General features: G+C 52.1%; 20 protein-coding genes. 14 read left to right on the top strand and 6 right to left on the bottom strand.

Annotated features, from left to right (window positions below; genetic code table 11):
- Window positions 1–13: 13 nt before the first annotated feature.
- The 3 genes from GK091_RS00310 to crcB all read right to left on the bottom strand — a co-directional run bounded on the left by GK091_RS00310 (window position 14) and on the right by crcB (window position 4994).
- Window positions 14–2902: a TonB-dependent receptor gene (locus tag GK091_RS00310; protein WP_164034658.1), complete on the bottom strand. Its 2889-nt coding sequence runs from the start codon at window positions 2900–2902 to the stop codon at window positions 14–16.
- Window positions 2903–3114: 212 nt separating this feature from the next.
- Window positions 3115–4527: a M14 family zinc carboxypeptidase gene (locus tag GK091_RS00305; RefSeq protein ID WP_164034657.1), complete on the bottom strand. Its 1413-nt coding sequence runs from the start codon at window positions 4525–4527 to the stop codon at window positions 3115–3117.
- Between the two features lie 77 nt (window positions 4528–4604).
- Window positions 4605–4994 (bottom strand): fluoride efflux transporter CrcB, encoded by a 390-nt coding sequence (gene crcB, locus GK091_RS00300; RefSeq protein ID WP_164034656.1) that lies wholly within the window; start codon window positions 4992–4994, stop codon window positions 4605–4607.
- Window positions 4995–5110: 116 nt separating this feature from the next.
- On the opposite strand from crcB, the gene GK091_RS00295 reads away from it, so the two are divergent.
- On the top strand, window positions 5111–6415 hold the full coding sequence (locus GK091_RS00295) for an APC family permease (protein WP_164034655.1): 1305 nt from the start codon (window positions 5111–5113) through the stop codon (window positions 6413–6415).
- Between the two features lie 83 nt (window positions 6416–6498).
- Here the strand turns inward: GK091_RS00295 and GK091_RS00290 are convergent, their stop codons facing one another.
- The 3 genes from GK091_RS00290 to msrB all read right to left on the bottom strand — a co-directional run bounded on the left by GK091_RS00290 (window position 6499) and on the right by msrB (window position 11032).
- Window positions 6499–7785: a D-alanyl-D-alanine carboxypeptidase gene (locus tag GK091_RS00290; RefSeq protein WP_164034654.1), complete on the bottom strand. Its 1287-nt coding sequence runs from the start codon at window positions 7783–7785 to the stop codon at window positions 6499–6501.
- A 60-nt stretch (window positions 7786–7845) separates the two neighbouring features.
- On the bottom strand, window positions 7846–10521 hold the full coding sequence (locus tag GK091_RS00285; RefSeq protein ID WP_164034653.1) for a T9SS type A sorting domain-containing protein: 2676 nt from the start codon (window positions 10519–10521) through the stop codon (window positions 7846–7848).
- Between the two features lie 103 nt (window positions 10522–10624).
- Complete coding sequence (gene msrB / locus GK091_RS00280; protein ID WP_164034652.1) at window positions 10625–11032, bottom strand: peptide-methionine (R)-S-oxide reductase MsrB; 408 nt, start codon at window positions 11030–11032, stop codon at window positions 10625–10627.
- Between the two features lie 277 nt (window positions 11033–11309).
- On the opposite strand from msrB, the gene GK091_RS00275 reads away from it, so the two are divergent.
- From GK091_RS00275 to trpB, 13 genes are all read left to right on the top strand, one after another.
- Entirely contained in the window at window positions 11310–13196 is a 1887-nt protein-coding gene (locus tag GK091_RS00275; RefSeq protein WP_246202104.1) for a RecQ family ATP-dependent DNA helicase, read from the top strand.
- A 272-nt stretch (window positions 13197–13468) separates the two neighbouring features.
- Entirely contained in the window at window positions 13469–13924 is a 456-nt protein-coding gene (locus GK091_RS00270; RefSeq protein WP_164034650.1) for a DUF2141 domain-containing protein, read from the top strand.
- A 176-nt stretch (window positions 13925–14100) separates the two neighbouring features.
- The gene (locus GK091_RS00265) at window positions 14101–14967 is read left to right on the top strand and encodes an SDR family oxidoreductase (RefSeq protein WP_164034649.1); all 867 of its coding nucleotides are present in this window, start codon (window positions 14101–14103) and stop codon (window positions 14965–14967) included.
- A gap of 58 nt (window positions 14968–15025) precedes the next feature.
- Window positions 15026–15631, top strand: coding sequence for a gluconate 2-dehydrogenase subunit 3 family protein (locus GK091_RS00260; RefSeq protein WP_164034648.1), 606 nt, complete (start codon window positions 15026–15028; stop codon window positions 15629–15631).
- 83 nt (window positions 15632–15714) lie between these two features.
- On the top strand, window positions 15715–17256 hold the full coding sequence (locus tag GK091_RS00255; protein ID WP_164034647.1) for a GMC family oxidoreductase: 1542 nt from the start codon (window positions 15715–15717) through the stop codon (window positions 17254–17256).
- A 57-nt stretch (window positions 17257–17313) separates the two neighbouring features.
- A complete protein-coding gene (locus tag GK091_RS00250; RefSeq protein ID WP_164034646.1) occupies window positions 17314–18654 on the top strand; it encodes a family 1 glycosylhydrolase in 1341 nt (446 codons plus the stop codon).
- A gap of 19 nt (window positions 18655–18673) precedes the next feature.
- Entirely contained in the window at window positions 18674–19453 is a 780-nt protein-coding gene (locus GK091_RS00245) for an alpha/beta fold hydrolase (protein WP_164034645.1), read from the top strand.
- A 316-nt stretch (window positions 19454–19769) separates the two neighbouring features.
- Window positions 19770–21227, top strand: coding sequence for an anthranilate synthase component I family protein (locus tag GK091_RS00240; RefSeq protein ID WP_164034644.1), 1458 nt, complete (start codon window positions 19770–19772; stop codon window positions 21225–21227).
- Window positions 21228–21302: 75 nt separating this feature from the next.
- Complete coding sequence (locus GK091_RS00235) at window positions 21303–21869, top strand: anthranilate synthase component II (protein WP_164034643.1); 567 nt, start codon at window positions 21303–21305, stop codon at window positions 21867–21869.
- A 125-nt stretch (window positions 21870–21994) separates the two neighbouring features.
- Entirely contained in the window at window positions 21995–22981 is a 987-nt protein-coding gene (gene trpD / locus GK091_RS00230; protein ID WP_164034642.1) for an anthranilate phosphoribosyltransferase, read from the top strand.
- Window positions 22982–23058: 77 nt separating this feature from the next.
- Entirely contained in the window at window positions 23059–23883 is an 825-nt protein-coding gene (gene trpC, locus GK091_RS00225; protein ID WP_164034641.1) for an indole-3-glycerol phosphate synthase TrpC, read from the top strand.
- Entirely contained in the window at window positions 23880–24524 is a 645-nt protein-coding gene (locus tag GK091_RS00220) for a phosphoribosylanthranilate isomerase (RefSeq protein ID WP_164034640.1), read from the top strand. Before trpC ends, GK091_RS00220 begins: the two co-directional genes overlap by 4 nt.
- 165 nt (window positions 24525–24689) lie before the next feature.
- The gene (gene trpB, locus GK091_RS00215) at window positions 24690–25889 is read left to right on the top strand and encodes a tryptophan synthase subunit beta (protein WP_164034639.1); all 1200 of its coding nucleotides are present in this window, start codon (window positions 24690–24692) and stop codon (window positions 25887–25889) included.
- The last annotated feature ends 39 nt before the right edge of the window (window positions 25890–25928 follow it).

Raw genomic sequence — 25928 nt, 5'->3', positions numbered from 1 at the left:
AAAAGCAAAAGCATTAAGGAACAATGGTACGCCGTCCGAAGGTGTACACACCAGTCAGGGTAACGTATTGGCCACGACGGAAACTCCGGAATACCTGATCGGCACTGACAGTCTGTGAGGTAAGGTCTTTACCAATCTTGCCATCGCCGTTGAAGTCCTGAGCATAGCGGGTTGCCTGGTTCAGAATATCCTGGATACCTAGTCGTAGTTCGATCTTCTGGTTGAAGGTCTTGCTTACGTTCAGGTCAATGGCGTGACGCGGTAGTTCGTAGATGGTCGGGTTGTTGCGCGTACCGACGGCGAAGATGCGCGGTCCGTATACATTGTACAACACGTTCCACTGTAGGCCCGAATTTGGTTCCTGATAATAGACACCGGCATTGATCAGGTAGGGCGACTGGTTAGCCAGGGGCCGTTGACGGTCGGCCAAGTCTTTCAGCGGCACATCGACAACCGTTGACGTTGCATCCGGAGCCCGGATGAAGTCACCGAGCGTAACACGGCTATTGATCAGTGACGCATTGGCCACTACCTGCATGTTCTGAAGGAATTTGCTGCCCGATTGCTGGAAACCTTTGCGCATCTCTACCTCGATACCGTAGTTACGGGCTGTCGGAGCGTTGATAAACGAGTAGCTAAACCCGTTACCGGTTGGCAGCAGGAAGCTTTCAATTGGGTTACGGAAATGTTTGTAGAAACCAGTAACCGAAATCAGCTCGTTCGGACTTGGGTAGAACTCCCACTTAAGATCGACGTTCTGAATGGTAGCCGTAGTCAGCTCGGTATTCCCCGTAACAACCGCCAGCAGGTTGAAATCGAAGTACTGGAACGGAGCCAGTTCCCGCAGTTCAGGACGGTTCACGGTTGCCGAGTAAGCCAGTCGAACGTTGTGGCGATCGTTAAGCTTGTGAGTGATGTTGATCGAGGGTAGCGGACTGAAAATGGCCCGATCTACCAACTGCCGATCAGCGCCCATCCGTTGGCTCATTAGCCCCTGAACGTTGTATTCGCCCCGCAAGCCCAGCGTTACATTTGTGCGGGCACTAATATTAATGTCCCCACTCACATAAGCGGCACCGTAGGTATTGCTGCCCCGATATGAATCAAAATCGGATGTACCATCCTGCAATGACAATCTGCCGGGTTGACCATTTACGTTTTCAGGAGCGAAGATCGATCCGATTGGTTGCTGCTGCACGATAGAGCCATCGCTAACCGCTCCCGGAATACTATTATAGCCATAAAAGCGGGCCGAGTAATCACGAACGCGACGTTCGCCATAGACACCCATTTTTAGGTGGTTGGGTTCCCGATCCGTTGGGTTCCCGAATGTGTGGTCGTAATTACCGATCAACGAGACCGTTTGCTCATTCAGTTTTGAGTAAAAACGTCCTACGTCAATTGGGTTAGGCGATAAGGGTGTCACCAACGTATACGTTCCATTCTCGCCACTGTTCAGAGGAGCCTGGTAACGAGCCCGTTTCCAGTCAGGCTCCCAGCGACCTGAATAACCGTAACCGGCAATCCAGTTCAGCTTCGTCAGTTCATTTAATTGATGATCACCCGAAACCTGGGTTGTTAAAATACTACGGTTTTCGAACCGTTGCGAGTAGCTGCGAATGTCGGCGTTTGAATCGAAGTTCTGACCCTGCCGCACAACGGTTTCCTGGTTACCCATCTGGTTGAAAAGCGTTTTCCATTCCAGCGTAAACGTTGGCGAGAAGCGCAGTGACCAGTTATGCAGCAATCCCAATCGCGACTGACGGGCGTAGCTGGCATCTTTATACGATTGGTTGATTGCATTGGCAACCGCTCCGTTTTCGTAGACGCTGAAATCAATGTCCGTTGCCTGGTTCGTCAGGCTATAGTTAATACTGGTCAGGTTACTGATCTGGACATTGCCAACATCGAACCGCCGACCCGTGTTGAGTGCGAAGCGTACGTCAGGCATGACCGAAACGTTCGTCAATCCCCATGAGTTAGGCAGCAAGCGAGCGTAGGCAGCCCGCTGTGGCGCACCAAGCGCGTTGAAATCACCGGAACGGGTTGGGAAACTGGTTGGTACGGTTTGATTGGGCGACCATAAGCCTAGTGCGCTCAAGCCACCCCGATCGTGGGATTGCACCTGCTTGCCCGTTGTGCCGGGACGGTAGCCGAAGGTTAAACCAACGTCGAAGAAATTGCTGCTCGGACGACGTTTGGTGTAGATTTTCACGATACCACCCGCAAAATCGCCGGGTAGTTCAGCCGATCCGGATTTGTAAACAATCATCCGGTCGAGAATATTGCTCGGAATAATATCGAATGAGAACGAGCGGGTTTCCACTTCGGTCGATGGGGCAATGACATCGTTGATCAGTACCGAGTTATAGCGCGAGCCTAATCCTCTGATTAAAACGAACCGGTTATCAAGAATGCTGACACCAGGCACGCGACGAATGGCGGCTGCGGCATCGCGATCCTGCGATTTTTGAATCTGAGCCGCTGAAATCCCGACGGCCAGTGCTTTGATTTGCTTGATTTCGGTGATAACCGCTACTTCTGTGTTCGTAGCCCGGCTGGCCCGAACGACAACTTCCTGAAGCGATTTACCTTCTTCGTCCAGTTCGGTTTCAATGGCGGTCGTGTTGCCCGATTCAACCCGAACGTTTGGAATTTCTTTTGTCTGATACGAAATGTAGGAGATAAGGACTTTTTGCGTCCCGGCGGGTACATTGGTAATGGTAAAGCCCCCTTCGATGTCGGTCGTACCACCAAGTTGGGTGCCATCGATTCGAACGGTGCAGCCAATGAGGGCTTCTTTCGTCTTGCTGTCTTTGATGGTGCCCCTGACAGTACCTGTCTGGGCCAGAATAGCGGTGGAGAATAAAGAGAATAAAATAAGTAGTACGTTGCGGTTCATATTGATGGTTTGGTATCGCTTATAAGCACCGCAAAGCTACCAGCCCAATATTACGCCAACGTTACCTCAATGTTACGCTTGGGTTATATTTCCAAAATGTTAACTTTCTATAAATCAATAAATTAACCATGACCACATTAAAACAAGCTTAAATTGCGCTGTGGTTACGGTGACCTCTATACTATTTGGCCGAATCGCCGTTTGACTCTTATTTATTCGGCAACCCCATTACACCGTTTGCCCTTCTTCGCCGGTTCAAACTCCCGGAAACCATTGACAAACGTATACACAATCTCGCTTTCGTTCATCAACAGGAAGGTAGGTATCTGTTCAATGGCGAGTGGCTGGGCGGGTAGCTCCCCCTCAAACAGGATATGAACGGGTTGGTCCGGCAACTTATCATTGGGTGCCTGACTGACCTTGAACACTACAATCCCCTGCTGCCGGAGCGCGGGTAAATCAAGTCTACCGATTTCCTCGACTGAATCCAGCGTATCAGCGTAAACACGGGCGGGCTGGAGCGTCAGACCCGTTGCGTCGATTTCCTGAATGCCGTAAAAAGTGGACAGGTCGCCTATATCGTCGATCACGCTTTTGTAGCGAAAACTACCATCGCCTGTATTTTTTTCGTGCTGATTGATACCAACATCGATAAGTACAGGGCGTCCTTCACGAATACTGGTTGCGTTGCGAATCAGTACGTCGAACAGCAGACGGCCATTCTCGGGTATGGTCTGATAGTCGTCCCTGTTTTCCTGTTTGTATGATCCGTCGGCAATGGCCTTCAGTGACGTCAGGATAGCCACGAAGTTTAGCCGGCGGATTGCCATTTTCTCGATATCATCGCTGTAGCCACCCGACTCGATCAACACCAGCGTTGTCCCCCATTTCTGAATGTTATCGCCGAAGGCCCGTGGTTCGAATTCATCGTCGAAACGCCCCACCTGACCGGGAATAAATTGCTGCAAGGCCCGATTCATGCCCACAATGAGCTGCATGGACCGCTCCCGCACATCGTTGATGTTCCGTTCTTCGTCGTAAGCCGTTGCCAGAAACGACATGACAGCCTGTTTCCCCGTCGTGCCAACGGTATAGCGAGGATTCTGATCGTGCAGGTTAAAACCAACAAGTGGCTGTAGCGTCTGCTGCAATGATTTCAAGAGAGCGCCTTCCGGCGTTTGGAGCCGTAGCGCATCGCGGTTCATATCGATGTCGGTTGCCGTTCGACGCTGAAACCGTTCGGCTCCGTCCGGATTGAGCATCGGCACAAAATACAGCGTCGTGTTCGTCAGAATCGACTGCCTGAATGCATCGAACCCATCGTTCGTCGCTTTCAAAAAATTGAACAGATCGAACAGCGCCATCGTGGCAGTCGCTTCATCGCCGTGCATCTGCGACCAGAGCAGTACCGTATTTTCTCCCGTTCCGGCCTTAACCTGATAAATTGCCCGCTTCTCCAGCGACTCACCAACTGGGCCAACGCTGAATGGTGGCTGGCCGTCGAGTGCAGTCAATAAAGGGACGATGTCTTTATGCTTGAATCGCCGATGGGTAAGGGCTTTTTCCTTGTACGTTTCGTGCGCATCATGCAAGAGACGCGCCATAGTCTGATCTTGTGCAGCCATTGAATTCTTGGTAGCGTGAACAACGGTATGTACCGTACGTAATGGAGCAGGCCATTACCTGCGTCTCCCCGTTTGGTTTATAATTTCTGGCCAATCAGCAAACCTCCCATCGACACAAGGAGGCATAGAATCAGATTTAGGCCGATATTGAGAAAGGCGATACCGACCCTGCCGTTTTGTAGCAGTACCACCGTATCGTAACTAAAACTCGAAAAGGTGCTGAGTCCTCCGCAAAAGCCAACACCGATCAGCAAGCGGGCTTCCTCCCCCATCGTTCGCCCGAGTCCCCAGCCTACTACCAGACCCAGCAGCGCACTAGCCACAATATTCACAATCAGGATAGCGGTCGGGAATGGTGCCCCCGATAAAGTAGCCGGAATAAATCGTCCGGTCAGATAGCGTACCAGACTACCCGTTCCACCTCCCATGAAGACCAGCACATACGGGTGAGTCAGCAAGATTCTCATAGGAGCAAACTTACAAAAAAACGCACAGGCGATCAGGACATACTTGGCAATGGACTCATTTAAGCGAGTTTTTCGCTATCATTGTAGGATAACCCACCCCGCTTCCCTGCCAACTTATGGCTCAAAATCAGCTCAAAAAACTGTTAGGCGTCGGCTTCGGCGTGGCCGTAACGATCGGTGGTACCGTTGGCACCGGCATTCTGCGAAAACCTGGTCCTATCGCACAAGACATCGGCGATGCTACATTAATTATCACGGTCTGGTTAGCGGTCGGCTTATACGCACTCGTCGGCTCACTGTCCGTTATTGAACTGGGAACGATGCTGCCCAAAGCTGGCGCCTGGTACGTGTATGCCCGCCGGGCGTTTGGCAATTACGCCGGTTTTATCATTGGTATCAGCAGCTGGCTTGGTAGCGTGTCGGCAATGGCCTTCGGAGCCGCCGTTATGAGCGAGTATATTGGCTTGCTGGCTCCGTCGATGGTCGCTCATCAAAAGGCGGTGGCCATCGGTATTCTGGTTGCTTTCGTCGCCTTTCACTCCATCGGTGTACGGCTGGCGAGTCGGGCGCAGGAGGTCATGAGCGTGTTGAAAGCGGTTGGGTTATTGGCCTTTGTGGTCGTTTGCTTCATGATCACGCCCGATAAACCGGTATCGGTACCCACCGATTCACTACGCCCGCTGGCCGAAGGGGGTATCTGGCTGGGCATTCTGGCGGCTTTACAATCTGTTTTCTACACGTATGATGGCTGGCATACCGCGGCTTATTTTACGGAAGAAGACGTTAACCCCAGCCGCAACCTGCCCCGCTCCATGATCAGTGGCGTTTTGCTGATCATCGGGATCTACATACTTGTCAATCTGGCCCTCCTCTACATTTTGCCGATAGCTACGCTGGCCGGATCGAAGCTACCAGCCGCCGATGCGGTTCAGGTCTTGTTTGGGCCAGGTAGTGCGCAGGTCGTCACGTTTCTGCTGATGATTTCGATTATGGGGATCATCAATGCGCAGATCATGTTCAACCCGCGCGTCATTTTTGCGATGGGCCGCGATGGTCTATTTTTCCCGTTCGTTACGCAGGTCAACAAAGGAGGGACCCCGCTCAACGCCACCATGTTGACAGCGTTGGCGTCCATCATCTTGATACTGACTAATACGTACAGCAAACTGTCTGATATCGCGACATTCTTCTTTGTGCTGTGTTACGCGTCGAGCTTTGCCGCTCTGATTCGACTACGCAAAACCGAACCGGATCTCGACCGACCCGTACGCGCCTGGGGTTATCCCTTCACAACCTGGACACTTCTGATCGCGTCACTAGCGTTCCTGGCTGGCGCTGTCATCGGTGACTTTTCAAGTAGTTTATACGCCATTGGTTTCATCGCCGTGAGCTATCCGGTTTATCTGCTGATTATCCGCTAGTCGGTTAAGTTTCTGGTTGACGGATCATACGCCGTATCTCAAAGATACGGCGTATGATCCGTCAACCAGAAACTTAACTAGTCTCAAAACCGGTTGTGAATCTCCTTGACTAATTCCGCTGTTCGGCGACGCATTTCGCTTACGGGTTGCGTGAAGTTATTGTTCATAATACTGAAGTAGAGCACCTTCCCACGCTTTGTCAATACGTAGCCACTCAGATTGTAGACACCGCTCATCGAACCCGATTTGGCAAAAATGTAGGGCTTATCGGCGGACGCTATGGATCGTAACGTAACCGACTGCCCGGAGGCTGGCAACAGTACGAATAATCGCTCCTGCGGAATTTTAGCCGCGATCTTTTTCAACAATTCGATTAACACGTTGGGCGTAAAGAGATTGTAGCGGGATAAGCCAGAGCCATCGACCCACTTTGCCGAAGCGGCTGGCAACTGTAAACTGTCCGCAACGCGCTGCAACTCGACGGTTGGCATGAGCTTACCAGCCATTCGTTCAGCCGAAGCCATGAAGAGCACCTGTTCCGCAAACTGGTTATCGCTCACCCGAAGCATTCGTTTGTAGAGCGAATCCGTCGATGTTCCGTGCACCAGTCGGGCATCAGGTGGCACCGGCAGATTGACGACGCTTACCGGGCGATGAAGCGTATCGGTCAGCAGCTGAGCGACTAACTCGGGCGACCACCGGAACGGCACATCCTGACGCGCTGGTCGATCGTTGGCAGGACGCGTAAATTGGTTTCTAAATTCAGCCCTTCGCAGGCCTGGCTTTGCGTCATCGGTCACCCGGACACTATCCGCAAACCGGCGAGGACTCACGTGGCCGTTCACCGATCGAACGACGTTGCCGTAGATGGGCATCGCGGCCAATTCAGGTGAATAGTCATCATTGTAATCGTCCCAGGCCCAGCCCGGTCCGAATCGGGGACCATCGTACATCGCGGGTGAGAAAAACAATCGCTCCGTTCGGTTGCGCAAAAAGGCTAGTAGGGTGGTATCGGGCAGATCGGGGTGTAGCAGCAGCGGGTTGCCCGTGCCCCAAACGATCAGCGAATCGCCCTGCGCGGCATTGGGCCGAACGGCATAGCGAAACGCGGGCAATGAATCACGCAGCGAAAGCAGACCCGCATAAAAACTGAACAGTTTCGTATTCGACGCGGGCGTAAATGGCTTATCGGCATTGTGCTGAATCAGCATCCGCTGCTTGGCAGGATCGAACAACGCGACGCCCGTAAAGTGATCGGTATATGTCGACTTCGTGTGCAGATCACGGCTGATTCGACGCGCCGGTGAGCAGTTCGTCAGGAAACCAGCCAGCAAAAGCAGGAAAGTCGTTTTCTTGAAGACATTCATCATTTTACATCGTCGGGCGATCGAATCGTACCAGCCACAACCCAAATGTTGTAAACCTACGAACTAACGTGTAATAATGACTTTCTGGGTCAGTACCGAATCACCCGCTTTGAGTTTCAGAAAATACAGGCCCGCTGGTAACTGACTGATGTCCAGTTGCTCATCTAGTTTCCGCCCGGCTACTTTTACTGTCAACTGACGCAGCGTCTGACCCGTTGTTCCGGTGATCGAGAGACCGGCTTCGGCAATCGGTTTAACCAGGTCAGCCTCTACACGAAGCGAGCCCGTACTGGCCGGATTCGGGTAGACGGAGAACGTACCGGCACTGAGTGGTTCGTTGCCCAACACGGGCGGAGGGGGTGGTACCTGTATCTGTAAATTATCAATAGCCCATCCCCAGCCGTGAGCGAACTGGTCGGAAAACAACCGAAAACGAATCAGTATCTGGTCGTTTGCTTTGAAGTTGCCGTTGCTCACCAGGGAAATCTCGTGGCGCTTATACAAAGATGGCGTTCCTGTGGCGGCTGAATTCTGCTCCTGGGCGTTTGAGCCAGCTACCAGCTTACTCGTGTAGGCTGCGTACCAATCGTATTGATTATTGGAATTATAACCCGTTACGAGCGGTTTCCAGCTCTGCCCGTTATCACCCGACCCTTCCACGGTTACGTAGTCATAAAAACCCGAGCTTCCGAACGGACTACCGGCATCACTGGGCTCGACCAGCACGATCTCATCAAATCGCATGACCGCACTGTCGGGATTGGCCTTGATTTTTATGGGGGCCAGCAGCACATATTCAGCATTACTCTGCGCCTTGAAATCCGATCCGTTCTGGTAGGGGTGTTCCGAATGAATGGCGGGATCAGAAAAGCCCGACGGCGTGGTCTGACTGAAGCGATAGCCTGCAAAATCACTGGTGGTAGCCACATCCTGAAACGTATTTCTATACTGCTCAGTGACCGGTTTCAGGCCCACTACCGTCAATTCGTAAAACCCGGTCTGTGGATTGACCGTCCGGTTTTTAGCCTTCGACGCATCCCGAACAACGATCCGATAACTGATCTTGTCGCCAACTTTCAGTGAATTGGCCGGAATTATAATTCGATTGCTGTACACGCTGTCGTACTGAATACTGCCGATGGTAAAGGCCGTCGGGCGTAACGCCAATTTAGGCTGAGCAATTCCGTTGACCTGATAATCGACATATGCCGAATCGATGTTCGCGTTAACGAAAGCGACGCTCCGGTCGTCAGCAATCCGAGCGTAAATGGGCAAGCTATCGACTACTGCCGGATTATATATAAAGTTTTTCGATGGACTGAACGCAACCGTTGGTGGCAATCGATCAGCGCCAAACCGCACGTTATGAAGTAGTTGCGTATTATCAGTGGCTCGGCCAGGATTCGTGAACGTTCGCCCGGAGGCATCCTGCGCCCGGAAATAATACCAGACATCCCCTTTGGCAACACTCGCAGGCATGGTATACGCATATACAGACGTGCTACCGGCTATGAGCGTTGGCGTGACGGCGGTAAAGGTCGTATCGGTTGCCGTGAGTGCACTTTTGCGGTAGAATAGCCTGACCGAACCGGGTGCCACGAGGGTATCACTAACCAGTTTCACCCGAAATACCACATCCGTTTCGTCTTCGCTACTAGCCAGCTGTTTATGAAGCAGCGACGTCGTTTTCCACTCAATATCAGCCAGAAGACTCAGAACCAGCGGTCCCGGTGAATGGATCGCTTCGGCATTGCCAATCCGGGGCGTCATCAGCGAATTGGTGTCGCTCTTCGGGTACGTAGTTTCATCGAGATGGTACAGGCTAGAACCTCGGTCAAACCCCTGTGGGACATACAGTTTGGCGCGTTTGCCCACTTTCCGCTGCATGGTTGGCCCATTCAGAAACAGATTATTGCCGGTAAGCTGCTGGTATAGCTTGTTCGTTTTGGGCGGAAAAGCGGTTGTTTCAACGGCCAGTTTTAACCCCTGCCCATTTTCAATGAAGTGGTCATAGATAGACAGATAGGGGTCCGTCAGGTAATTGCCCTCAGGACCAGTCGTATTGAAGTACCCGATAAACCCCAGCCCATGCGCAATTTCGTGCAGAACGACCGTCACAAGATCCGTCTGGCCAGCGGGTGTTTTCTGATCCGTCCCATAATACCAGTTGTTGTTCCGGTTGAAATCGGCGTTGATGTCCGACTCACCAGGGCTGTTCAATTCGCGACGGGCTATTTTTTCGGCCAGCGCGATCGGGTAAATTCCGTAGGCTTTCTGAGCCCCCCCCGAATCCAGTTCGGCGCCCAGTCGAATATCGGCCGGACCCGCCGACCCCAGAATACCCGCATTTTGTGCAACCCAGTTCGCTTTGATCCGAATCGGAACCGGTGACGAAATCAGGCTGGCCCAAATGTCCACGGCATACTGAAACGCCTTCTGGGCTTCTGGCGTGAAATTCGTATAGGAAACAAGAAAGGTGGCGGTAGCAGCGGTGCGTAGATTTGGATTCTGACGGGCTCGTCGGAAGGCTTCCGGTGCGGCCACTTGCGTGAAGAAATCCTGATCGGTTTTATAGCAGATCGTTTTGGGAATGGGCAGGGCCGTTCGCAACTGCTGAACAAACTGGCCATAAGCGGCTGATTCAGTCTTTTTTTGTGCAACCGCCGACTGAACTAACAACGACCCGACCAATAGCATACCAGCCGCGAAGCCGCGTACCGATGATTTCCGTAAACACATGCGAACGATAGAATTACAAACCAATGCTCAGGGGTTCTCCGGCTACCAAAGTAGCCATCAGAACGCTGGAAACAAAGATCATCTTATCTATCGTTCGCTTTACTTATTCAGCATCAGCCGTCCGTTTCAGCACTAATGACACGGAATTCAGGCAGTAGCGCAACCCGGTCGGTGCAGGACCATCGTCGAACACATGCCCAAGGTGAGCGTCGCAGATATTACAGAGCACCTCAACGCGCGACATGCCGTAGCTGAAATCCTTTTCTACGCGAATCCGGTCTTCCTTAATAGGTTCCGTAAAGCTCGGCCAGCCCGTACCCGACTCAAATTTGGTTGTCGATTCGAACAGCTCGGTGCCGCAGCAGACACAAGCATATATACCGGGGTCATGTGCTTCGCAATATTCGCCCGAAAAAGCCCGCTCCGTCCCCTTACCCCGAGCAACGCGATATTGCTCCGGCGTCAAAATGCGACGCCACTCTTCGTCGGACTTAATAACCTTTTGAATCATGTTCCTTTTTGTTTTCAGTTGATAGTACACCCACAAACGTAAACCGTCATAATTCCGATTTGTCTATTCTACGCCGTAAATTCGCCGTCAAATTGAGCGTATATCTACCCGTAGAGTTTACGGCAGCGTTGGCTGATCGATTTACCATTCGGCATCTGAACCAATCGTCCGAAACGGTAGTATTCTCTAAACCGTAACCAGCCACCTACTAAACACCAACGCATTGACGGTCCGACAGATTTTACAGCAATTTTGGGGCTATTCTACCTTCCGGCCTATGCAGGAGGATGTAGTCAATGCCGTGCTGGATCGGCAGGATACGCTCGTGTTAATGCCCACGGGTGGTGGCAAATCGATCTGCTTTCAGGTGCCAGCCTTAGCCATGAAAGGCGTTTGTATCGTCGTTACGCCCCTGATCGCACTGATGAAAGATCAGGTCGAACAGCTGCGCAGACGGGGTATTCCGGCTGCGGCCATTTATTCGGGGATGCACTATCGCGAGATCGACACCGCCCTCGATAACTGCATTTACGGCAACACCAAATTCCTGTATGTGTCACCGGAGCGGCTTCGTACCGAACTGGTGATCGAGCGGGCCAAACAGATGACGGTTTGCCTGCTCGCGGTTGACGAAGCCCACTGTATTTCGGCCTGGGGGTATGACTTCCGCCCCCCTTACCTGCAACTAGCTGAGTTTCGGGATCTGATTCCAGAAACCCCTATCATTGCGCTCACGGCCTCCGCAACACCCGATGTTCAGGTCGACATTCAGGAGAAACTGGCGTTGCGCGGCAGTAACGGCAATCCCGTTCAGGTTTTCCGGCAGACCTTCGCCCGGCCTAATCTGTCTTATTCGGCGGTGCTGGAAGAGAACAAAATATCTCGCTTGTTCAAAGTGCTGCAAAACGTGCCGGGCAGTGCCATTGTTTATGTGCGCAGCCGCAAACAGACACAGCAAATTGCCCAGTTGTTGTACAAACAGGGCATATCGGCAGATTTTTACCATGCTGGCCTCAATACGCAACAACGGGCCGATAAGCAGGACGGCTGGATTCAGAATCGTATCCGGGTTATGGTGGCGACCAATGCCTTTGGTATGGGGATCGACAAGCCCGATGTGCGGGTAGTCGTGCATCTGGATGTTCCTGATTCGATCGAGTCATACTATCAGGAAGCCGGACGCGCGGGGCGGGATGGTCAGAAAGCCTACGCCGTGATGCTGTATACAAACGGCGATGTGGAAAACCTTCGCTACCGGACCGAACAACTCTATCAGCCCGGCGATATGCTACGCCGGGTATACCAGGCTCTATCGAATTATACGGCCGTACCCGTTGGAGGTGGCCTGTTCACGAGTTACGATTTCGACCTGAGTGCGTTTACGAACACGTTTAACCTGCCCGCCCAGGAGACACATTATGCGCTGAAACAACTCCAGCTGGAAGGATTTATTCAGTTGAGCGAGAATTATTTTCACCCATCGCGCTTACTGATGGTGTTGGACAACCGGCAACTCTATGAATTTCAGGTGTTGCATTCACGGTTCGATCCGTTCCTGAAACTAATCCTGCGTATGTATGGCGGTGAAGTTTTTACCGACTTCATAACGATCTCGGAATCGGCACTAGCGCGGGCTTTTCTGTTGAACCAAAGTGAAATCGTGGCGCTTCTGGAGCAGCTTCACGAACGGAACGTCGTCATTTACGAAAAGCAGAAAGACAAACCACAACTGACCTTTCTGACGCCCCGCTTCGATGCGCCGACCTTACCGATCAACGTGCAGGAGCTGAATCGCCGGAAAGAACTGACGCTGCGAAAGGTCCAGTCGGCCATTATCTACACCGAACACCCGACCCAATGCCGAACACGGCTCATCCAGGCTTATTTTGGTGAGAAGCCCGGCGAAGCGTGTGGCATTTGCGACAATTGCATCAAAAAGAAAAAAAGCAACGAAATTAGTTCAACGGTCGTGCGGGAACAGGTACGCGAATATGTCGCGCTGGCGAACGGCCCCGGTGTATCGCCTAAACAGCTGGCGCACTATTTTTCGCAAACCGATGCTAACGCACTCGCCCAGACACTGAAACAGATGCTGGCCGAGGAAGAAATCCGGTACACGAAAAACGGAAACCTCACGCTCAACAACGGGGAGGCTGCTGGCTGACTGGTATTCGATACGCCGTACTTCCAAGATACGGCGTATCGAATACCAGTCAGCCAGCAGATTATAACAGTGAAGAATAGCCCGTAGCGCACCGCATAACGGCGAAAATAGCATCAGCAGATCGTCCCAAACTCCTTCCGTTCATCCCTGGCGTTGCTGTTCATCCCAGAATTGCGCAGTACGTCCCTATCAGTTGCAGCGCGTTTCCAGACCCGCTATGTTTGTCCTGTCGATCAACGACGGAAACGCATACCATCAATTATCATCCCACAATGAAAACGACATTCGTAACCCTCGCCCTGCTTATTGGTCTATTCACCCACTCATTTGCGCTACGCATCACGCCGGCTAAGCCCAAAGCTGATACGGCAGCCTATACCGTAACGGTTGTCATCTCCGACGTTACCAAACGAACGGGGAAATTATATATCGGGCTGGCCACCAACGAATCTACCTTCACCGGTCAATCCGCCAAAACCCAGGCGGTCGACGTTTCGGCGACGGGTGACATTACGATAACCTTCGACAAACTGCCGGCCGGTCGTTACGCCATACGCGCCTATCAGGACTTGAATGACAATCAGAAAATGGACTTTTTGGGTCAGATGCCCAGTGAGCCATTCGGCTTTTCAAATGTGACCATGCTGATGGGACCACCCAGTTTCGATCAATGTTCGTTTGAGTTATCGGCCAGTAAATTAATTCAGCTTAAGATGATCGAAATGTAGAACTGACGGCTTCCGCTTACCTAGTTCTGATCAAACTGCTTCGTTCCGCTGATTTACATCTATCAAGAGTCGCCCGATTTGTCAGGCGACTCTTTCTGTATGCTGTCAACAAAAGGGCGAAACATTCAGTTATCCAATTTCCGAATAACGTGTTCGTAAACCTACTCAACAGCACAATGAATCCATCTGAATTCCGACCTGCATCCGAAGAAATTCCGGGCCAGCAACTCCCCTACCCAGCCCGGCAGTCTGACATGGACCCGGCTCCCGACAGCGATCTGTCGAACTACAAACCGGCGGGAAAACTTACCGATAAAATAGCCATCATTACCGGTGCCGATTCGGGCATTGGGCGGGCCGTTGCCATTGCGTTTGCGATGGAAGGGGCCAATGTCGCGATCGTTTACAACGAGAACACCGACGATGCCAAATACACCCAGCGGATCGTTGAAAGCAAAGGGCGGCAGTGTCTGGTCATCAAGGCCGATGTACGTAATTCCGCAGCCTGCTTGGCTGCCGTACAGCAAACGGTCGATCACTATGGCAAGCTGAATATCCTGATCAACAATGCGGCCTACCAGATGGCACAGGAGAACATTGAAGATATCTCCGAAGAGCAATTTCGCCGGACGTTCGAAACCAATATTTTCGGCTATTTCTTCATGGTAAAGGCTGCTCTCCCGCATTTGCACGAAGGCGACGCCATTGTCAACACCGGTAGTATTGTCGGTATCGTTGGCAACCCGATTCTGGTCGATTACACAGCCTCGAAAGGAGCTATCCACGCATTCACGAAATCGTTGGCCATTCAGCTAGGAAAGCGCAACATTCGTGTTAACTGCGTTGCCCCCGGACCTGTCTGGACGCCCAATATTCCGGCAACCATGCCCGAAGACGAAGTTAAGAACTTTGGCCATGAGGTCGCACTGGCCCGCCCCGGCCAGCCCGAAGAACTGGCTCCGGCGTATGTCCTGCTGGCTTCCAGCGAAGGCAGCTTCATGACCGGCAGCATCGTTGAAGTAACCGGTGGTAAACTGGGCTAAGCCAAATCACCAGTTTGAGACTCAGCTTACGAGCTATATACACTACGTTGAATCAGTTATGACAATTAAGTATCCAGTAGGGACCGTTCGTGATTTGCTCACGACCGATCTGGTCACCGAAGCCACCCGACAGGCGTTGGTGAAACGGTTGAACACGCCCCCCCGCCAGCCAACGTTTTTCTCGACCGACGAATTTACGTTACTCCAGGCAGTCTGCGACCGACTGGTTCCGCAGGGTGAAACTGATCAGCCCATTCCCGTGGCCGATGGTATCGATGAACGACTTTCGGGGAGCGAAACAAATGGCTGGCGATATGACACCATGCCTACCGACGGCGACGCGTATAAACTTGGCTTGAAGGGTATTGACGAGAGTGCCCAAGCCCTATTCCAACAGCCCTTTCTTAGCTTGACTGGCGGTGAGCAGGATCAGGTTTTGAAAGCTATTCAGCTCATGGAAGCGCCCGGTGAAACGTGGCAAACGTTGCCAGCTGACCGTTTTTTTGAAGAACTGCTGGCCGAAGCTGTCGAAAACTATTACAGCCATCCAATAGCGCAGGAAGAGATCGGTTACGTCGGTATGGCCGATACGCCAACCTGGAAACGCGTTGGCCTGGACCAGTTGGAAGACCGCGAACCAAGAGCCGTACAAATCAACGAGTAAGTTCACCTTACCGCCAGCACGGACGTGTTAGCGGTAGGGTCAGGATCATAGTATCAAGTATTCTTTTTTCTATCAGTCAACAAATGCCTTATAAAACTTCAGAACTTGTCGATGCGGTCGTGATCGGGACGGGTGCAGGTGGCGCTCCCTTGCTGGCCCGTCTGGCCAAAGCAGGGCTGAGCGTGGTTGCCCTCGAAGCGGGTAAGAACTGGAATCCGATGCAGGATTTTCCCACCGACGAAAAAGCACAAAGCAAGCTCTTCTGGAATGACGAACGGTTAAGCGCGGGCAATGACCCACTGCCGTTCGGCAGCAACAACTCCGGAACGGGTGTTGGTGGCTCAACGCTTCATTACACGGCTTATACGCCCCGCGCTCAACCCGATGATTTACGCATCCGTACTGATTTCGGTGTGGGGGAAGACTGGCCCATTGACTTCGACCAAATAGCTCATTATTATGACGAAGTCGAACAGTTTCTAGGCGTTTCTGGTCCAGCCAATTACCCGTGGGGGCCAGCCCGAAAGCGTGCCTATGCATTGGGACCGCTTCCGATCAACGGTGCAGGCCAATTAATGGAGCGTGGCAGTAAGAAAATTGGTATCAAAACGTCCCCAGCGGCCAATGCGGCTTTGTCCGCTGGTTATTATCAGGAAGGCGTCGGTCACCGGCCCGGCTGTGCCAACCGGGGCTTCTGCCAGGCGGGTTGTAACATCGGTGCAAAGGCGAGTATGGACGTCACCTACATTCCGCTGGCCGTTCATTACGGAGCCGAAATTCGTCCGGAGTGTTTTGTGACTCAGCTGATCAAAGATGCGTCGGGAAAAATCAGCGAAGTCGTTTACATGCACAACGGGCAGGAAGAACGGCAGCGGTGCCGGTTCGTCTTTCTGTGCGCCGGAACGATTGAAACAGCCCGGTTGCTTCTCCTGAACGATCTTGCTAATAGCAGCGGTCAGGTCGGCAGAAACGTTATGGCTCATCCCGGTCTGCAAATCTGGGGCGAATTCGATGAAGACATTCGGCCTTACAAGGGTATTCCCGGTGCGATTATTTCGGAAGACATGCACCGCGCTGCCGATGCTGATTTCGTTGGTGGCTATCTGCTCCAGTCTATCGGTGTTATGCCAGTAACTTACGTTAGCCAGATGGCGCGGGGGCGGGGCTTATGGGGGCAGGATCTGAAACAGGCGGCATCGGCTTATAATCACGTGGCGGGTATCAATATTCTGGGCGATTGTTTGCCGTATGCCCATAACTACATGGAATTGTCGGACGAAAAAGACATCCGTGGCTTACCCAAACCGCGCGTCTATTTTTCGAATGGCGAAAGTGAAGAGCGGATGAATGCGCACGCCAACAAGGTTATGCGTGAAATATGGTCTGCTGCCGGTGCTAAAAATGTGTGGGCCTTTCCTCGAAATGCGCACGTCATCGGTACCTGTCGGATGGGGAATGACTCGAACACCGCCGTGGTAAACGCCGACGGGCAGTCTTTTGACATTCCAAACCTGTATATCAGCGACAACTCAACATTTCCGAGTGCACTCAGCGTCAATCCGGCTTTAACCATTATGGCTCTTGCGCTTCGAACAGCAGACCGTTTTTTAGACGCGTACAAGTAGACTGAAATCCGCATTCAGCTAGTATCAATCGCGGGTTTCTATCCGCATCACAACGTTATGGCTCAAAAGAATTTTCTAAGCATTATCAAAAAAAAGTTTGGCGACGGCGACTACGAAGGTGATCAATTCGGCGGAGCCGGAGGTCATGACGGCGGTGGCTTACCGACAAAAAGCCCCAGCAACTTCATGTTTGCCACGGGTATCGAATGTTCCTATCCAACGATCCAGAACGGCAAGGTTCGACGCGATCAACTCCGTGAATGTGGCCACTACGACCGCTGGAAGGAAGATCTGGGGTTAGTGAAGGAGATGGGACTGAATGTATTGCGGTATGGTCTTCCCTACTACAGTATTCACCTGGGGCCGGGAAAATTTGACTGGACCTTCGCCGATCTGGTCATGGCGGAGATCAAACGGCTTGGCATCACACCAATTCTGGACCTGATGCACTTTGGTGTACCGGACTGGGTTGGCGATTTCCAAAATCCCGAATTACCCATTCATTTCGCCGAGTACGCCGAAGCCGTTGCCAAGCGCTACCCGTGGGTACGCTACTATACGCCCGTCAATGAGATTTACGTCACTGCTCGCATCAGTGCTAAAGATGGCGTCTGGAACGAGCAGCTAAAGACCGACAAAGGCTTCGTTACGGCCCTTAAGCACTGTGCAGCGGCCAGTATCATGGCGAATCAGCAGATCGCCAAACACCGGAATGACTGCATCATTGTTCAGAGTGAAAGCGCGGAATACACGCACGAACTTAGCGCAACGCCCTCTTTCGAAACCAATCTGGAAAATGAGCTTCGGTTTTTGTCGCTGGATTTACTATATGCAAACCCGCCTACGGCTACCGTGGCCATGTATATGATGGACAACGGGTTGACCCGCGACGAGTACAACTGGTTTATGAAAGGGAAACCGCCGGGCTATCAAATTATGGGCAACGACTATTACGGTCGGAATGAGCGTATTAAACTTTCCGATGGCTCAATCCAAACCTCAATGGATGTGTTGGGCTGGTATGAAATTACCAAGGAGTATTACGAGCGATATCGGATGCCCGTGATGCATACCGAAACGAATGTGTTCGAAGCCGATCAGGCGCCGATCTGGCTCAATAAGCAGTGGGTCGGCATTATGCGCATGCGTCGGGATGGCGTACCCGTACTGGGTTTTACGTGGTATAGCCTGATCGATCAGATCGATTGGGATTCTCAACTGGGTGAACTCAACAATACGGTCAACGCGTGTGGCCTGTATGACCTCAACCGGAAGCCCCGGCCCGTAGCCGAAGCGTACAAGAACTTGCTGAAAGAATTCGGGCAGATCACCATCGTTCCTTATGGCGAGATGCTTGAAATAACGGATCAGCCAGCCAAGCTTAAAACGCAGGTTTAAGCGCCAACGACAACGTATTATGCGTATTTCAGTCAATGGCATTCAGCTCAACGTGCTGGATCAGGGAAGCGGGCCACGAACAATTGTATTTATGCATTACTTCGGCGGCTCTGCGCTGGAGTGGCAATCGGTCATGACGCAACTGGCAACGACATATCGATGTATTGCTATCGATTTGCGGGGTTGCGGTGACTCGGAGTCATCGCCAACGGGGTATTCCGTTGATGATATGGCCGACGATGTGGCCAGTTTGGTACAGGCGATGGAGTTAACCGACTTTGTCCTCGTTGGCCATTCGATGAGCGGGAAGATCGCGTTGGCACTGGCTGCCCGTCAACCCGTTGGCCTCAAGTCACTGTTGCTGGTGTCGCCTTCTCCGCCCGTTCCCGAACCCATCCCCGACGAGGAACGAACAAAGCTACTGGAAGGCTACGGGCTGCGCTCGGCTGCGGAACAGACGCTCAAAAACATCACAGAGGTAACTGTAGCCGAAGCCGTTCAGGAGCAGATCATTGCCGACGACCTGCGAACCTCCAGACCCGCCTGGGATGCGTGGTTACTGGAAGGGAGTAAAGAAGATATTTCAGACCGGATGCATGCCATCAACGTTCCAATTTCAATACTTGTCGGGACAGAAGATCGTGCGCTACCCCCCGATGTTCAAACCAGACTGGTTCTGCCTCACCTGAATGATGCCACTATTGACCAGGTTAAGGGAGCTGGCCATTTACTGCCTTGGGAAGTACCGGATGAGCTGATCAATTTAATGCAGAAAAAAGTACGATTGATTTGGCCATAACAAAACAAACACTTTATCTTTGTGCACTCCCTTCGGGCTGTATCGCAGCCTGGTAGCGTGTTACGTTCGGGACGTAGAGGTCGTGGCGATTCGAATCCCGCCACCCCGATACAGGAAACTAGAAATGATGAATAACTCGGTAAATAACATGATCTGGTGGTGGCACTCTTCTCATTGGGGATGAGGGTTGCCGCTATTGTTGTTTATCAGCAAATACTATAAGGCTCACCGTCATCCCGGTGGGCTTTTTTTATGCCCTTTTCCCGCGAAAACTTACGTCCGATACCACAAAACACCAAACTGACCAGTCCAATCCATGAACACAACCCTTCCTACCGCCACAACCTACCGCGTTGTTAGTCGCCATAAGCGAATGCTGGCCGACATTATTACGCCGGTGAGTATTTACCTACGCATTCGGGATCGCTTCCTCAACAGCATTCTGCTCGAAAGCTCCGACTATCACGGGAACGATAACAGCTTCTCTTACATCGCCTTCGATCCCGTTGCCCAATTTACCTACGATCATAACGGCGGACCATTAGGTAAACTAACCGTCAAGATGCCGGGTGAGGAAGAGCAGACGCGCGAGTTGCCGGAGAACAAAGACATGCTGGCTGCGCTTCAGCAATTCAAGGATAGCTTTCAACACGAAAAAGCGCCATTTTCATTTATCACGAACGGCTTATTCGGCTACTTCGGTTACCCGGCGGTGCAAACCTTTGAAGACATTAATCTACACGCCCCCGTTCCGACCGAAAATCAGATTCCAGCCGCCGTTTTCAGCGTATACCGGTACGTTCTGGCGATCAACCACTTCAAAGATGAGCTGTATCTGTTCGAGCACAGCTATTTGCGGAATGGCGATACCGAACCCGAAAGCACGCTCGACTACATCAGTGATCTGATCACGGGGCGTAACTATCCGACGTATTCGTTCAGTACAGCGGGGCCTGAACAATCGAATTTCACGGACGACGAATTCCGGGGGGTTATCCAGAAGGGCAAAGATCATTGCCAGCGGGGTGATGTGTTTCAGATCGTGCTGTCACGCCGGTTTTCGACGCCTTTCGCTGGTGACGAATTCAATGTATACCGGACATTACGATCGCTCAATCCGTCGCCTTATCTGTTCTATTTCGACTACGGCAACTACAAACTATTTGGTTCGTCGCCTGAAGCGCAGATTGTTGTTAAAGATCGCAAAGCCACGATATATCCGATTGCGGGAACGTTCCGGCGCACCGGCGACGATCTGCACGACGCGGAGCTGGCTCAGAAACTGTATGACGACCCCAAAGAATCCGCTGAACACGTTATGCTGGTCGACCTCGCCCGCAATGATCTCAGCCGTAATTGCGATGTCGTCAATGTGGAGACGTTCAAGGAAGTTCAGTATTATTCGCACGTCATTCACCTCGTTTCAAAAGTTGTCGGCAACCTGACCGAAACAGCGGACCCGTTGCAGATTGTGGCCGAAACGTTCCCCGCCGGCACACTCTCCGGTGCCCCCAAGCACATGGCGATGCAGTTGATCGATCGCTACGAAAATCTGAGCCGTAGCTTTTATTCGGGCAGTATAGGCTACATGGGCTTCGACGGTGAGTTCAATCACTGCATCATGATTCGCACGTTCATGAGCAAAGACAACACGCTGTATTACCAGGCCGGGGCCGGCGTTGTTGCCAAGTCCGTCGTCGACAGCGAGTTGCAGGAAGTACACAACAAACTGGCCGCTCTTCGGATGGCCATTGAACAGGCAAAAACATTGTAGCGCGGACATCCTGTCCGCAGTAGCAGTAACAAACTCATAACTAACAACATCAGCGGATAAGATGTCCGCGTTACTATGAAACTCTTAGTCTTAGATAATTACGATTCGTTCACCTACAACCTTGTGTATATTCTGAGGGAGCTGGGGCAACGGCCAGCAGTGATTCGGAACAACAAGATTTCGCTCGAAGCCGTCGGTCAATACGACAAAATTCTGCTCTCACCCGGACCGGGCATTCCGTCCGAAGCGGGTATCATGCAGGACCTTGTTGCCGAATATGGACCAACCAAAAGTATTCTCGGCATATGTTTAGGGCACCAGGGCATCGGCGAAGCATTTGGGGCCTCGTTAGAAAATCTCGGCGATGTGCTGCATGGCGTTGCACACCGCGCCACCGTCATTGACAAGTCCGAACAACTGTTTACGAACATCCCGGACGAACTAACCGTTGGCCGCTACCACTCCTGGACCGTTGTGCCCGACTCGATACCCGACGAACTGCGCATCACCGCCGTAGACGAACAGGGGCGCGTTATGGGCCTGGCCCACACACGCTTCGACGTACGGGGGTTGCAATTTCACCCCGAATCAGTATTAACCGAAAATGGGGTGAAGATGATCGAGAACTGGTTAACAATCTAATGTAGAGACGCAATCCCTTGGGTCTGGTATGCGTCAGCAAATTGTCTGCTGACATAGGTTAGGCGTAATCATTGCTGACGCTCAGGAGACGCATGGAAATGCGTCTCTACATAAAACCGAATTTTATGAAAGCGATTCTAAATCATCTGTTTGAATACAAATCCCTTACGAAAGACCAGTCCCGGCAAGTGCTTCTGGGAATTGGCCGGGGTGAATATAACCCGGCGCAGATTGCGTCGTTCCTGACCGTTTACATGATGCGCAGTCTGCGGCTGGAAGAACTCGAAGGCTTCCGCGACGCGATGCTTGAGCTGTGCCTACCGGTTGATCTGTCGGCTTATGATCCAATGGACCTGTGCGGCACGGGGGGCGATGGAAAAGACACGTTTAATATTTCTACGTTGTCCTCATTTGTCGTGGCCGGAGCGGGGCAATGTGTGGCCAAACACGGTAATCACGGCGTTTCGTCGCTGGTCGGTTCATCCACGATCATTGAGCGGCTCGGTTACCAGTTTACCAATGACGCGGGTGAGTTGCAGCGCAAGATGGAAACGGCTGGCATCTGTTTTCTGCACGCGCCTTTATTTCATCCGGCCATGAAGAACGTGGCCCCCATCCGGCGGGATCTGGGTGTGAAAACGTTTTTTAACGTGCTGGGTCCGATGATCAATCCGGCAAGGCCTCAAAAACAGCTTGTTGGCGTGTTCAACCTTGAATTGGCGCGATTATATGCGTACCTTTATCAGCAAACCGATAAGCGGTTTATGATCCTTCACGCGCTGGACGGGTACGATGAGATTTCGCTGACTGGCCCATTCAAGGTCATAAGCAATCAAACGGAACAGGTTCTCGAACCGGAAGATCTGGGAATGAATACGTTATCGCCGGAATCGCTGGCTGGCGGACAAACACTCGACGAGTCAGCACGAATATTTATGAATGTGCTGAATGACGAGGCAACATCAGCTCAGAAACAAGCCGTTCTGGCAAATTCTGCGATGGCGTTGCTGGCCGCCAACAAGGCAGCCAATCGGCAGGACGCAGTCGCTATGGCTCGTGAATCGCTGGAAAGCAAACGGGCACTGGCAAGCTTTAAGAAATTGATCAGCTAACTGAACGCGAGAACGAAGTCGGAAGACAATTCTTATCAATTAGTCAGCTGTCTGACGCTTACATCCTCTTACTTACTATGACGATTCTCGACGAAATTATTGCCCAAAAGCGAATCGAGGTGGAGCAACGTAAACTGGCCACACCAGCCTCCGTGCTGGAACAGATGCCAGACTTCAAACGGCAGCCTCTATCAGCGCGTGGAGCCATCCAGGATTTATATTCAACGGGTATCATCGCTGAGTTTAAGCGTAAATCGCCATCAAAAGGCATCATCAATGATCAGGCCGATGTCTCGGCAACGACACAAGGCTACGTTCAGGCCGGTGCCGCCGTGTTATCGGTATTGACCGACGAGCCTTTTTTCGGGGGTACACCCGCAGATCTGCAAGCCGCTCGACTGGCGAACCCATCGACGCCGATTCTGCGTAAAGATTTTGTCATCGATCCGTACCAACTTCTGGAAGCCAAAGCCTGGGGAGCCGATCTGGTTCTGTTGATTGCGGCCTGCCTGACGCCTGCCGACGTAGCGGAGCTTAGCCAGCAGGCCCAAAATCTGGGGATGCAGGTGCTACTCGAAGTACACGATGAAGATGAACTCGACCAGACATTGACTCATACGATCGATCTGGTAGGTGTCAATAACCGTAATCTTAAAACGTTTACGACATCGATCGATACATCGCTGCGCCTGGTCGAACGGATCCCGGATACGTTCGGCAAGGTCACCGAAAGCGGTCTGCACAATGCGGAGACGATGTATGCGTTATTCCAGGCGGGTTTCGATGGTTTTCTGATTGGCGAAGCCTTTATGAAAACCGCTGATCCAGCCACTGCCTTACGATCGATCGTAACTGACTTTACTTCACGCATGCCGACCTTTGCAAACTCGTTTACATCATGAAAATTAAAGTGTGTGGTCTGAGAGACGCTGAGAACCTCAAGGAGATTGCAGCCCTTAATCCTGACTTTATCGGATTTATTTTCTACGATCAGTCGCCCCGCTTCGTCGGTGACGATCTGGACGAGAACGTGGTTAAAGCGTTACCGAAGTCGATTCGTAAGGTCGGTGTGTTCGTGAATGCCAGCCCGGACTTTATTCTGCGCAGTGTGAAGAAGTACGATTTGCAATACGTTCAGCTTCACGGTACGGAGAACCCGGACTATTGCCGGAGCCTGCGCAATCGGGGATTGAGTCTTATCAAAGCGTTTCGGGTCGATGCCTCGTTCAATTTTTCGATGCTGAACAATTACAAAGCACACTGCGACTTTTTTCTGTTCGACGCCAAGGGCGATCAGCCGGGCGGCAATGGCATCACCTTCGACTGGAGCATCCTGAGTCGCTACGATAACGAGAAACCGTTTTTTATCAGCGGGGGTATCGGCCTCGACAACCTCGATCAACTAGCGGCATTGAAGGGTATGAAGCTTTACGGCGTCGATGTCAACAGCCACGTCGAGGTTGAACCCGGCGTGAAAGACGTGGCCAAAGTAAAAGAGCTTATCGACCGGCTTCGCCCCATTGAGGAAGAAGAAACGGTATAAGGCGCTTTTCCAGTTTATATCATCCGCCCGCAACAAAACGAAAACGATCGCTGGCGATTTGCCGTTGTGGTAGCAGTTGCGATCGCTTACCCGACTGAGAAACGATAGCGCCGGCTGAATAGGGGTTCCCGAATTCAGCATTGTACCCAGAAAGCATTGATTACCATGCAAACTACTTTTGAACCAGCAACCTCATTCGAGGTTTCAGATAAGGGCTTTTACGGCCATTTTGGCGGAGCATTCATTCCCGAGATGCTTTACCCGAATGTTGACGAATTACGCCAGAATTACCTCAAGATTATTGCCGATCCTGCATTTCAGGCCGAGTTCTGGCAGTTACTTGACGATTACGTCGGACGCCCAACTCCGCTGTTTCTGGCGAAGCGTCTTTCTGAGAAGATCGGCGCAACGATTTACCTCAAACGCGAAGATCTGTGTCACACGGGTGCGCATAAGATTAATAACACCATCGGTCAGATTCTGGTAGCGCAACGGCTCGGTAAAAAACGAATCGTTGCCGAAACCGGTGCGGGTCAGCATGGCGTGGCGACGGCGACCGTATGCGCCCTGATGGGCCTGGAGTGCATTGTCTACATGGGCAGCATCGACATGGAGCGTCAGAAACCAAACGTTGACCGGATGCGGATGCTTGGTGCGACTGTCGTTCCGGCCACGTCCGGGAGCCAGACCCTGAAAGATGCCACGAACGAAGCCATGCGCCACTGGATCAATAACCCGATCGATACGCATTACATCATTGGTTCCGTCGTTGGTCCACACCCGTATCCCGATATGGTCGCGCGCTTTCAATCGGTTATCTCGCAGGAGGTCAAGAAACAGTTGTTTGCCAAGACCGGCAGCGAAAACCCGGACTATATGGTTGCCTGCGTAGGCGGTGGGAGCAATGCCGCCGGTGCGTTTTATCATTATCTGAACGAACCATCGGTGCGACTAGTTGCGGCAGAAGCGGCTGGTCAAGGCGTTACATCGGGTCATTCAGCGGCAACGACGGCCCTCGGCAAACCGGGTGTCCTGCACGGCAGCCGTACCATTCTGATGCAGACGGAAGATGGTCAAGTCGTTGAGCCTTATTCTATTTCGGCGGGGCTGGATTATCCGGGTATCGGCCCACTCCATGCCCACCTGTTCGAATCGGGCCGGGGTGATTTCTACGCGATCACGGACGACGAAGCGCTGGCAGCCGGGTTTGAACTGAGCAAACTCGAAGGCATCATTCCGGCGCTGGAAACCGCTCACGCACTGGCCGCGCTGCCCAAAATGAACCTTCAGCCCGACGATGTTGTCGTTGTGTGTCTGTCGGGACGGGGTGACAAAGATTTAAGTACGTATTCGAAGCATTTGTAGCCTTTGTAACGTGGGCAAAAGCCCGCGATAACCAGCACT

This window comes from Spirosoma agri, from assembly GCF_010747415.1.
Lineage (GTDB): Bacteria > Bacteroidota > Bacteroidia > Cytophagales > Spirosomataceae > Spirosoma > Spirosoma agri.
This window is presented reverse-complemented; position numbering and strand designations above follow the sequence as displayed.